Origin of the sequence: Flavobacterium sp. CHNK8, assembly GCF_019774515.1 — a bacterium.
Lineage (GTDB): Bacteria > Bacteroidota > Bacteroidia > Flavobacteriales > Flavobacteriaceae > Flavobacterium > Flavobacterium tiangeerense.
The window spans coordinates 1,179,479-1,192,189 of record NZ_CP081492.1 but is presented as its reverse complement, the minus strand read 5'-3'; the positions used below and the strand labels follow the sequence as shown (position 1 = coordinate 1,192,189).

Sequence of the window (12,711 nt, the reverse complement as noted above, 5' to 3'; positions counted from 1 at the left end):
TGTAAATTAGAACCACAACAAAAAACATACAAAGCAAAAAAAAACTAATATCACTGAATATTTCTCAAATTACTTCATAATTTACAGTGAAACTTAACTCTTAATAAAATCTTAAATCTCAAGAAATACACAACAATAACGTTAATGTTGTGGTAATGTATAGTTTTTTAGACCTAAAAAGTGATGACCTATACAGCCAAAATGTACTCTACAAGTCCTTGTTCATGCGATAATTCCATTTTTTTACGCAAACGATATCGTTTTATCTCTACACTTCGTACAGATATGTTCAATAAAGGTGCTACTTCTTTGGAGGATAGATTAAGTCTTAAATAAGCACATAATCTTAAATCATTAGGAGTTAATGTAGGATGCGCCGCCTTCATTTTTTTCAAGAAATCTTTATCGGTACTATCAAATGCCTCTTTAAAAATACTCCAACTGTCTCCTTGATTGATATTTTTATTTATGGTAGAAATTACAGATTTTATACTTTTATTGCCATCCTCAGTTGTTTTTTTCAAATCTTCTTTGATAAAAGCCAACAACTCATTTTTACTATTCAAACTCATTGTAGATGCAGCCAATTCTTTATTTTTTGAATCAACCACTTGAGAAAGTTGTTCGTTTTTAATTCGCATAACCTCTTGCTCGTTCTCCAACTCTTTTATTTCTAATAACAGATTGTTCTCCTCTATTAATTTTTTTTCTAATTGTTCATAATAGCGTTTGTAAGCCTTGTGTATAAATCTTGCTGCACAGACTAGCACAATTAAATAAATCAAAAGCGCGACATGAGTAAAGTACCAAGGTTTGTTTATTCTAAACGAATAGGATATCGTACTATCTAAAGTGGAATTAGCATATTTTGCTCTAACTTTTAAGGTGTAATACCCAGGAGGTAGATTCTTAAAATTAACGGATGACTTTGCACTCCATTCACTCCATTCCTCTTGAAACCCTTCGAGTAAGTACTGAAACTCTACATTTATATACTTATTGAACTCGGGTACAGCATAAAAAACTGAAATGTTATTTTCATCATGATCAAAACTTCCCTCACTTAGAATACTTTGATTTTGAAACGATTCGTTTTGTTTATTTGTAGTTATTCCTGATAATGAAACGTTGTAATTCTTTAAACCTAATTCATTTAAATTTAAAATATAATATCCATCCGTTGTTCCTATTAAATAATTAGAGTGAGAAATTTGAGTTATATTTTCATATCCCAACATAGAGTTTGTCAAAGCTGCTGGTATGGGAATTAAATTTTGAGTAAGTTGCTTGCTAAATTTACTCAGCGAAAAATAATGTATGTAATTCTTTGAAAACAACCAAATCTTATTAGAATTGTCAACAATTAATTTTCCAGATGTGTATTCATCTTTTTCAAAAACAGCACTCAGTATAGTATCTTTTACAAACTGTTTAGATTTTTGATTCAGTTTAAAAATACCTGCTTTATTAGCATAATAAATTTCATTATTAAAGGTAGTTAAGCTTGCATTTTTCCCTTTTTGAGGTGTTTTATAAGCCTGAACTCGTTGTACTTTCAATAGATCTTTATCAAGTTCCAGTCTATAAATCCCTTTATATTCATGACTTACATATATATCTGAATTTTTTGAAATCTCAAAATACTTAGACGAATAATCAAAACCTGTGATTTTATTTCTAAAAATCCATTGATTATTTCTTTTTTCTAAAACTGAAATACCGAAATAATTGCCCTGTAATAGTACTGTTTTATTATTTTTTACCTTTTCAAATTTCCAAGTTCCAGAGGCCGAGAAAATATTCTTAGCCATCCCATTCTCAACAATAAATGTCCCTGAATCATGACCACAAAAAAGAGTTCCATCAATTTCAAATAAAGACCAAACTTGACCTTTAGTACCACTCACAAAACGAAATTCCTCCTGTACAGAATCCTTTTTAAAAAACAATCCTTGATTTGTTCCTACATATAAGTTCCCGTTACATTTTAAAGAGGTGTAAACAGTCCCCAATATTCCTGTATCATCACTATAATTTTGAATGGGCGAACGCAAATTGATACAATTGATACCATTGTCAAGGCCCAACCATACATTTTGATCAACATCTTCATAGAGTGATAAAACAGTATTATTACTCAAACCTTTATTTTGAGTGATATGAAATTTCAATTTACCTGCTGTATCAAGTATAAAAACACCATTTGAAATAGTTCCCAAGGCAAAACTTCCATCACTTAACCTTTGACTGCAATACACATTTCCTGTTGCAAATTCATCGTCTACATCTGTTTTAATTTTTTTCAAACGTTCATCAATAAGTTTAAAAAAACCATTTTGTTGCGTTTGTAAAAGGAGTCCATCATCATCAGCAAAAATATTTACCAACTTATTTTGCAATACAATTTGATCATTGGTTACAAGACGATACGTACCACTTTCTATTTCAAAAAGACCTTCATTTGCTATTTGAAAATAAATTGCATCTTTAGTACGAAAAGATTTAGTAATGTTATTTTTTGGACTAATTATGTTAAAAGTATCGGTCTTAGTATCATAAATATACATTCTATTTAAAGACTGAAAAACAACCCATTGTTCAAAATCTAAAACATTCCAAAACTGTTCATCATCAAGAATTTTGTTTTTTATTTTTTTACTTAAGGAATAGTATTTAAGTTTCCCGTTGGATATTCGTTTCCAAAAACCAAATTCCATGTAGGCACCAGAATAAATTTTATTCCCTATAACCTTTACAGATCGTATAATAGTTTCGTTTGGAGACGGATACAATTCCCAGTTAGCACCATTAAATTCTAGAAGTCCTTCATTATTTGCTAGATAAATAAATTGCTTTTTATCCTGTGAAATCATCCAGTTTTGATTTCCTGCGCCATACGTTGCAGAACTATATTTTACAATAGGCGGCAGCTCTTGTGAAAAGGCACAAAAACAGCATAAAAAAAGAATAAGGTATAACTTTGTTTTCAATGGTTGCATTCGTTTGTTTTGTCAAAAATAAATCTAAAAATAGTACTTATTTATCGGATGGAAAACATAAATACCATACAAGGCCAAAATTGACTTTTAAACCTCAGTTTTAATCATTATTTGTGAGTTGTTCATCCTAAAATCTCTGTTCAAAATTGATTACTTTTGTAAAAATTATCATTTTTATGCAAGTTGACCTTTCTAAACTAGACCCAAAGAAAAATATTATTATAAAAGGAGCGCAAGTACACAATTTAAAAAACGTGGATGTTGCTATACCTAGAAATAAACTAGTGGTTATTACAGGTCTTTCAGGATCTGGAAAATCAAGCTTAGCATTTGATACTTTGTACGCCGAGGGACAGCGTAGGTATGTAGAAAGCTTATCCTCTTATGCCCGTCAATTTCTTGGCAGACTCGATAAACCAAAGGTAGAATATATTAAAGGTATTGCTCCAGCTATTGCTATTGAACAAAAGGTAAATACTACAAATGCACGTTCAACTGTTGGTACTTCTACAGAAATCTATGATTATATAAAATTACTTTTTGCCAGAATAGGACGCACTTATTCCCCAGTTTCTGGTGTTGAAGTCAAAAAAAATACAGTAACTGATGTTGTAAATGCGGTCAAAAAATTAGAGCAAAACAGTAAGTGGCTATTACTAGCTCCTATTCATTTAGAACCCGGACGCAAACTACAAGACAAACTTAATGTTCTTTTGCAACAAGGTTTTGCAAGAATCCTTGTAAACAATGAAATGATTAGGCTGGATACCATTCCAGATGAAATAAATGAAAAGGAAGTTTATTTAATAGTTGACCGTATTGTGGTTAACCAAGATCCCGAAGTTGAAGAAGAATTTTACAACCGCCTAGCAGATGCTGTTCAAACTGCTTTTTTTGAAGGGAAAGGCGTTTGCTATTTACAAGAATTAAACACCCATATTAAACATACTTTTTCAAATAATTTTGAACTAGATGGTATAACTTTTTTAGAACCAAATGTACATTTGTTTAGTTTTAACAATCCTTATGGTGCCTGTCCAGTGTGCGAAGGCTACGGAAACGTTATTGGTATAGATGCTGAACTAGTTGTTCCCAATACTACTTTATCTGTTTTTGAAAATGCCATTTTTCCATGGCGTGGTGATAGTATGAGTTGGTATCGTGACGAGTTAGTTAACAAAGCTTACAAATTTGATTTTCCCATTCACAAACCTTTTTATCAACTTACTGAAGAACAAAAAGAAGTTCTTTGGACAGGAAATGGATATTTTCAAGGTCTAAATGATTTTTTCAAAGAGCTTGAAGAAAAAAACTATAAAATCCAAAACAGAGTAATGCTTTCTCGCTATCGAGGCAAGACAAAGTGTACCTCATGTAAAGGAAAAAGGCTGCGTGTAGAAGCTTCTTATGTTAAGATCAATCAAAAAACAGTTTCTGATTTGGTTGATTTACCAATAAAACACTTGGTTACTTTTTTCAAAAACTTAGAATTAAATTCTTATGAAAAACAAATAGCCAATAGATTGCTAATTGAAATCAACAACAGGTTATCTTTTTTAACCGAGGTAGGTCTTGATTACTTAACACTCAATAGAAATTCAGCAACACTGTCCGGTGGTGAATCACAACGTATTAACTTAGCTACTTCACTTGGCAGTAGCTTGGTAGGATCTATGTATATCTTGGATGAGCCAAGCATCGGGTTACACCCTAAAGATACTGAAAGACTAATAAAAGTACTACTGTCTTTACGAGATTTAGGAAATACTGTTATTGTTGTAGAGCATGACGAGGATATCATGAAAGCAGCAGATATGATCATTGACATTGGCCCCGAAGCTGGTAGTCTTGGTGGAAATTTAGTGGCTCAAGGAACATTTGACGAAATATTAAAATCTACTTCTCTTACAGCAAAATATCTGAATGGTGATTTAGAAATTTCGGTACCAAAAAAACGCCGACAGTTTAAGAACTTCATAGAAATTAAAGGAGCTCGAGAAAATAACTTACAAAATATTGATGTTACATTTCCGCTAGATGTGTTAACGGTCATTACTGGAGTTTCGGGAAGTGGAAAAAGTACATTGGTAAAGAAAATTCTTTTTCCAGCTATGCAAAAAAAGCTAGAAAATATTGGTGAAAAAGCAGGTCAATTCTCAGAAATATCAGGTTCGTTTTCGCAAATAAAACATATCGAATATGTAGATCAAAACCCAATAGGTAGAAGCTCACGTTCAAATCCGGTAACGTATATCAAAGCATATGACGACATTCGTGATTTGTATGCCAAAGAAAAACTTTCAAAAGTTAGAGGATACCAAGCCAAACATTTTTCATTTAATGTTGATGGTGGGCGCTGCGAAACTTGCAAAGGAGAAGGGTCTATCAACGTAGAGATGGTGTTCATGGCTGATGTGCAATTACCATGTGAAACCTGCCACGGAAAACGATTTAAAAAAGAAGTATTAGAGGTAGCTTTTGAAGGGAAAAACATTCATGAAATTCTAACCTTGACTATAGATGATGCAATAGCTTTTTTTACAGCTCAGAAACAAACAAAAATAACTCAAAAACTACAACCTCTTCAAGATGTAGGTTTGGGTTATGTTCAACTAGGACAATCGTCCTCTACTCTTTCTGGCGGAGAAGCACAGCGTATAAAACTGGCTTCATTTTTAGTAAAAGGAGCCACAAAAGACAAAGCCTTATTTGTTTTTGACGAACCCACAACCGGTTTACATTTTCATGATATTAAGAAACTATTGGCGTCTTTTGATGCTTTAATAGAAAAAGGACACTCCATTATTGTAATTGAACACAATCTAGACTTAATAAAATGTGCCGACTGGTTAATTGATCTTGGTCCCGAAGGAGGAGAAAATGGAGGGAAATTATTAGCGGTTGGTACTCCAGAGCAGGTGGTAAAAAATAAAGAATCTATTACTGGAACCTATTTAAAAGCAGTTCTAAAATAACAAAAAAGCCGATATACTTTTTCAAGTATATCGGCTTTTAATATTTGTAATAAGTTATTTAGAATCGGTATCCTAAGCTAATTCCGCTTCTTACACCACCCCAAGGACCACTCACATTAATCTTAGCACCACGAGCATTGACCTCTGTTTTTATATCAGATAATGGAAGTTCAATATTATCCAGTTCTTTTTTCAACTCTTGTTGTTCAAAAGTAGTTAAGTTTCTGTCAGTTATTCCCACAAAATCACCTTTTGAAGTACCATAATGAGGACCTACAATCCACCAATCAAGTATGATATGTTTGCCTAAATTAAATTGAGCACCTAATTGCAACCCAAAAGAATTAGCCGAAAGCTTACCACCCATAGCTAGATTTTGCTCTGTTACACCTGCAACGTCACTGCTAAAAGTAAAATTTACATTGTTAATATCATACTGTACATTTCTATAAAAAGGAGCTACATAAAATCCTTTTCCATACCCTTTTCCTAAGTAAAATCTAATCTCTGGAGTAAAAGCTTTGTAACCCAATTCTGCATTTTCAAATATACCTTGTGTATCTGCATTATCAGCTGTTAAGTCATTTAGTTGTGTTCTAAATGGCACAGCTCCTTTTGGAATAAAACTATACCCTACAACAAGTCCAATGCGCTTAGTAAGACTTCTTTCGTATTGCAACTGATAGTTTCCAAAAATTAAGCTGGTTAAACTGATTTTAAAGTTGTTCTTTTTTGGAGAATCTACATCATCACTGATAGTGATACGTTCTTTACTATCAATTTCTCCAGGAGATTGTGCAACAGCAATACTAATGTTAAACAGCACAGCTGCAAGGATAAGTAATTTACATTTCATAATGAGTCTATTAAAATATTTGAATATTGATTTCAAAAATAAGAAAAATTATCCCATGTAGCATTTTTCCTCAAATGGATTTCCATCCTCATCTATAGCTATTAGAATTTTTTTAGCTTTTGATGAAACTTGCGTAATGTAAATCCATACAAAAGACCATAACCCTAAAGTTGCACAAAAAATTGCAAAATTATAGATGTGGTTTACTTTCTTTTTCTTTTTCAATAATACCGCATAAGGAAGTTTATCATTGCGTTCCACGACTACAAATCCTTCTTTAGTTTTTCCTTTCAAAAGAGTTGAAAATTTAACCAAGTTAGCATTTATGCTTTCTGCTTGTGACGTTGTATGTACCATTTAAATGAGTCCTTTTGTACTTTATATTATTTTATAATGCACCACAAAATTACCATCTTAATCACACACCAACAATACCCACTTTTAGTGATATTTTAATTATTTTTAATGAAAAATTCAAACTAGAAATCCAAGAGAATTTAATAACAAGAAATAGACTAATATACCTTTAAAATTAGGCTTTACAGTTGCGATAATTCTTTATAAAAGCTTTATTTTTTTGAGAACCACATTTATAGCATCATTGATCTCATTTGATACAACAAATTTGTAATTAACATACACATACAATACTGTAATCAAGATTGATTTCAGTAAAATATTTAAAATAGGATTAAAAGGAAAATCCCAAAAATAAAACACAAGAAACAACAAAAATGTAATTGCTAGTGAATGTAAAGTTTGCTTTGTAAAAGGATATAAGTGCAATCTTTTGACAACAAAAAGCAACTTAGCGATACTATACAATGTTATAGAAACCAATGTAGCAAATGCAGAACCCATAATCCCGTAAAGAGGAATAAAAATAGCATTTAAACCAATGGCTACCACTACTAAAAATACACCTAAAAATAAAACGGCACGATAGTATTTTGTATTAAAAATGATAGCATTATTATTCCCAAGAATCAAATCAAAATACTTAGAAATTCCAATCATAAAAACCACTAATATTCCACCACTATATTCCTTCGGAACAATTTCATACAACTGATTAATATTAACAAAAATACCTAGCATTACAAAACCACCAACAACTTGCAGATTTATAGATGTTTTTTTATACAATACATTCAACTCCGTGAGTTTGTTATCGTGCATTAATTTTGCAGTAATCGGATAAACAATTTGATGCATGGCTCGACTAGGAACGGATATCACTAACGCTATAAAGGTTGCAATAGAGTAATACGCAATATTATCAATAACCATGTATTGGTTAAGCATAATTTTATCTCCATCCAAAAGTAAATTGGCAACGCTACCTGATAAAATGATATAAAAAGTATACTCTAAAATATCTTTAACGTTTTTAGGCACCGCAATTTGAAAACTAGGCATCTTGATATAAAAAGCATAAGCCATAGTGACTACAAGTGCCAAAAAGTAAATCCCTGCTGTAATATATATAAAATCAACAATGGTAATCCACTTATAATAGACTCCTACTAATGCTAGTAATGACAACAATCTAAGCCCAACCTCTTTAATAAAATTACCAAAAACGGAGTGCATATGCACTCGTGCCCAAGCATAAAATATTTCGAAATAAGCCATTGACAACCCAATAAACGGTATCAACCAGATAAAATCTTTTACAATTGGATTTTTTTTGGAAACAAAAAATAAAATATCATCAAAAAATAAAAACCCAATAAAGATTAAGGGAATCGATAACAATAGCGGAAATAATACCGTAAAGGATAAAAACTGAGCTTTCTCCTCATCCGTTTTATATTGAGAATAAAACTTGACTAATGTGTTTTGCATCCCTATTGCAAACAAAGGCATAATCACATTGGCAACAGATAAAATATAATTAGCTAGAGCATAATACGTAGCACCTAAAAAAATAGGATATAAATAAAGTGTATTCACTGCTCCTATTCCAAAACCGGCGTAGGTAATTATGGTATTCTTTAATGATTGATTTAATACTATTCCCATTATTTAATGATTGTAAAACACAAACAGGCTTTACTTTACTATATTTTGTTAAGCAATTGAACTAATTCTTTAGTAAGGTTTTTTCTAGAATAGTTTTGTAAACCAACTCCATTGGATTGCAACCTTCCTTCTAAAAATTGATCATAAAAGTCCAAAATTACTCTTTTAAGTTTCATTTTCTCAGAATAGTCAAAAAATACACCTGTGTTGGTATTGGTAATAATTTCAGCAAAATCAGAATCTTGAGGCCCAATTGCAATAATAGGCCTATTGGAAACCATGTATTCAAAAAGTTTTCCCGGGATAATGCTTTTAGTATCTTCAGAGTTGATTTCGATTAGCAACAAAACCTGTGACCGTCTTTGGTGCGCAATAGCTTCTGCATGTGAAACATAACCCAAATTATTCAAATATGAATTTAACCCGAATTGAGAAATAGTTTCTAAAACTTCTTGACTGACCGCGCCTATTAGTTTTATTTCTAAATTCAATTTAAAACTAGGGATTTCCTCTAGCAGTTCCAGCAGCACTTCCCATAACATCTTTGGATTTCTCTCAGAAAGAAAAGAACCAATGTGTGCCATTGAGAATTTAGAATCCAATACTTGTTTTTCAATTTGCTCTGTATCATAACCATTGGTAATTACCGAAATTGGTTTATTTGTAATCGCTTGAAATTCTGTTTTAGTAGTTTTACTAGTGACAATAACCGTATCAGCTGCATTCAAAACTTGATGCTCTAAAGCTTTATGTTTCTTGGCGGCAAAACTTGATAACCGAAAGGATTTATGATAGCCTATTGTAGTCCACGGATCTCTAAAATCAGCAAACCATTTTAGATTTAATTTTTGTTTTAATTCTAATCCAATAAGATGCAAACTGTGTGGCGGACCCGAAGTTATAATGGTATCAATATCATTTTCTAAAATGTATTTTTCTAAAAATGATACTGATGGTTTTACCCAAAAAACGCGAGCATCTGGAATAAAAAGATTGCCTCTAATCCAAAGAAAAGTTTTATCTAAAAAAGATTGCTTTTTTTGATTGGGAATAATCCCCGAATTCATTTTTTGAGTTTTATTCTTGGATAAAAAAGAGGCCAATTGATAAGGCTCAAAAATCCTATGCTTGACAATAATTGCTTGATCTGACACCTCACTTACAAGGTTTTGATCCACAATAGGATAGGTAGGATTCTCCGGAATATAAACAAAAGGCTGAACGCCAAAATCTGGCAAATACTTTACAAACTTAAGCCAACGCTGCACTCCTGGTCCTCCAGCTGGTGGCCAATAATAGGTAATTATTAAAATTTTATTATTTTTCAATTTATTCCTGTTGAATTAAAAAATTCCTGACAACTACTCCGAAAATATAAAACAACATTAATTAATCAACGTTCTTCGGGTTCTTCTTTTTTTCGTAATAAATTCCCCCAATCAGCAGTAACAATATTCCAACTGCACTTATCAGCGTAATCGTACTACCCGTTTTTACAACTTGAGGCTCAAACTTAAATTCGATTTTATGTTTTCCTGCCGGTATTGGCAATCCTCTTAAAAGATAATCAACTCTCAAATGATCCACTTTTTTATCGTCAATGTAAGCATTCCACCCATTGCCATAATAAGCCTCAGAGAACACAGCGAAGCCTTCATTCTTATTGGTAGCAGTATACTTGATGTAATTTGGTTTATACGTAACTAAAGATATTGTAGCCGCGCTATCTTTGGCGAAAGCCGTATTTTTAACTTGAAACTCCTTTGTATTAATGACAACCGTATTTTTAGAATCTAATTTATCCAAAGCTTTCATTTCGGCATCGGGAGTATTTACTTGTTTCACCTGACTCACAAACCAAGCATTTCCATTGGCATCAGGGTTAGCAACCGGAAATTCTTTACCTTCTTTATCTTTCTGTATCAAATACTTCACATTAAGCATGTTCAGCACTTCGATATTGTTTTTTACAATTTGATAATCTAGTAATTGCTGCATCCTTCTTGGTCGCACAGCACTGTAACCACCAATAGATTTATGAAAATAAGACGCTCTCGCCCCCATAATATCCCCAACCTCAAAAACACGATAATTTGAAGTATCTTTTAAAATTTCCGCATCTGATGGAGATTCTTGGAAAGGAGCTTCTACTTGAAACTTGCTCACAAAATCTTTACCTGAAACATAATTTTTAGCAACAAAAAACAAGTCAGAAACCATCAATAAACCTACAATTATGATAGCAGTATTTTGTGCAAATCTCTCCTTTAAAGACAGCCACAAAACTCCAGCTACCAATATTATAAAGAAAGCAGAGCGAAGCAAATCTGCACTAAACAAACTCATTCTATCTTCCTTTAAAGCGCTTACAAAATCAGGTCCGTAACTTTCTCGAAAATACGCATCGTTACCACCCGAAAAACTAAACATGCTTTTACTTAAAAACAAAATAAGAAGTATGCCAAGTGAAAGAATTGTTGTTTCATACAACGATTTCCACTGCGTTTTTTTATCCGATTTGAAATATGATTGTAATCCCATTATTGCAAGTACTGGGAAGCACATTTCTAAAACTACCTGAATAGAGGACACTGCTCTAAACTTATCATACAACGGAATAAATTCAATAAAAAAATCAGTTAATAAAGGGAAATTTTTTCCCCAAGAAAGCAGTAAGGAAACAAATGCACCTGCTAAGAAAACGTATTTAATTTTTCTTTGATCTAAAAACAAAGCCATCACTGCCAAAAAGAAAACTACAATTCCTATGTAAGCCGGTGCTGCCACGATGGGTTGATCTCCCCAATAAGTAGGCATCCCTGAGACAAAATCAGTTGCTTGATCCTCTGGAACTCCTTGTCCTATCATGAATTCAAACATGTGGCTATCCTTGCCTACTTTTTCATTATTTGAACCTCCTAAAAGACGAGGAGCAATAAGGTTAAAGCTTTCCATTACACCATAACTATATTCAGTAATATAATCTTTAGACATGGATGAAGTAGTCTGGTTTTTAGTCCCATCAGGGTTAAATGTAAGCTCACTTTTCCCTCTGATACTGAAATTAGTATATTCAGAAGTAGCCAACAAGTTAGTTGCATTGGCACCAAGCGCAAAAATACAAGCTACTGCTAAAGCTCCAAAAGAATATAGTAATGCCTTATATTCCTTTTCTCTTACGTGCTTATAAATAAAATACCCCGAAAGTATTAAAAGGAAAATCAAGAGGTAATACGTCATTTGAAAGTGATTCGCATTGATCTCTAATGCTGTCGCGAAAAGTGTTATCAAACCACCCAACACGTATTTTTTTTGGAAAACCAAAATAAATCCCGCAACAACAAGTGGCATGTACCCAATTGCATGTGCTTTTGCATTATGCCCTACACCCAAAATAACAATCAAATAAGTGGAAAATCCAAAAGCCAAGGCTCCGAAGAAGGCCTTTAGAGGATCTATTTTCAGCACTAATAATAATGCATAAAAACCTAAAAAGTAAAGAAATAAATAATCAGCAGGACGAGGTAAAAATCGCAATGCATCATCCAGAGCACCAATATAATCATGCGAATACTTGGCACCTAATTGATACGTAGGCATACCTCCAAAGGCTGAATTAGTCCAATACGGTTCTACATCATTTGCGGCTCTAAAATCGTTTTGCTCCTTGGCCATGCCTGTATATTGAACAATATCCGATTGGAAAATTTGTTTGCCTTGCAAAACTGGATAAAAGTAAATCAAGGAAACAAGAACAAAACCAAAAATGGCAAGAGCGTGTGGGTAAAACTTATTAATTATTTTCAATTTATAATGTATTGGATTTAATAAATGTATTGATGTGGTTCAAGCAAAA

7 protein-coding genes are annotated in these 12,711 nt (G+C 32.5%); 1 reads left to right on the top strand and 6 read right to left on the bottom strand.

Annotated features, from left to right (window positions below; all coding sequences use genetic code 11):
• Nucleotides 1-188: 188 nt before the first annotated feature.
• Entirely contained in the window at nt 189-2,999 is a 2,811-nt protein-coding gene (locus K5V07_RS05085) for a triple tyrosine motif-containing protein (protein WP_221916639.1), read from the bottom strand.
• 176 nt (nt 3,000-3,175) lie between these two features.
• On the opposite strand from K5V07_RS05085, the gene uvrA reads away from it, so the two are divergent.
• Nucleotides 3,176-5,974 carry an excinuclease ABC subunit UvrA gene (gene uvrA / locus K5V07_RS05080; protein ID WP_221916638.1) on the top strand — a complete coding sequence of 933 codons (2,799 nt, stop codon included), beginning with the start codon at nt 3,176-3,178 and terminating at the stop codon, nt 5,972-5,974.
• 58 nt (nt 5,975-6,032) lie between these two features.
• On the opposite strand, the gene K5V07_RS05075 is transcribed toward uvrA, so the two are convergent.
• The 5 genes from K5V07_RS05075 to K5V07_RS05055 form a co-directional block, all read right to left on the bottom strand.
• Nucleotides 6,033-6,830: a DUF3575 domain-containing protein gene (locus K5V07_RS05075; protein ID WP_144892471.1), complete on the bottom strand. Its 798-nt coding sequence runs from the start codon at nt 6,828-6,830 to the stop codon at nt 6,033-6,035.
• Nucleotides 6,831-6,878: 48 nt separating this feature from the next.
• Nucleotides 6,879-7,187: a hypothetical protein gene (locus tag K5V07_RS05070; protein ID WP_167496939.1), complete on the bottom strand. Its 309-nt coding sequence runs from the start codon at nt 7,185-7,187 to the stop codon at nt 6,879-6,881.
• 201 nt (nt 7,188-7,388) lie between these two features.
• A complete protein-coding gene (locus tag K5V07_RS05065) occupies nt 7,389-8,855 on the bottom strand; it encodes a lipopolysaccharide biosynthesis protein (RefSeq protein WP_221916637.1) in 1,467 nt (488 codons plus the stop codon).
• A 38-nt stretch (nt 8,856-8,893) separates the two neighbouring features.
• Nucleotides 8,894-10,183: a glycosyltransferase family 4 protein gene (locus K5V07_RS05060; protein ID WP_221916636.1), complete on the bottom strand. Its 1,290-nt coding sequence runs from the start codon at nt 10,181-10,183 to the stop codon at nt 8,894-8,896.
• A 61-nt stretch (nt 10,184-10,244) separates the two neighbouring features.
• Nucleotides 10,245-12,662: a YfhO family protein gene (locus K5V07_RS05055; protein WP_221916635.1), complete on the bottom strand. Its 2,418-nt coding sequence runs from the start codon at nt 12,660-12,662 to the stop codon at nt 10,245-10,247.
• Nucleotides 12,663-12,711 lie beyond the last annotated feature (49 nt).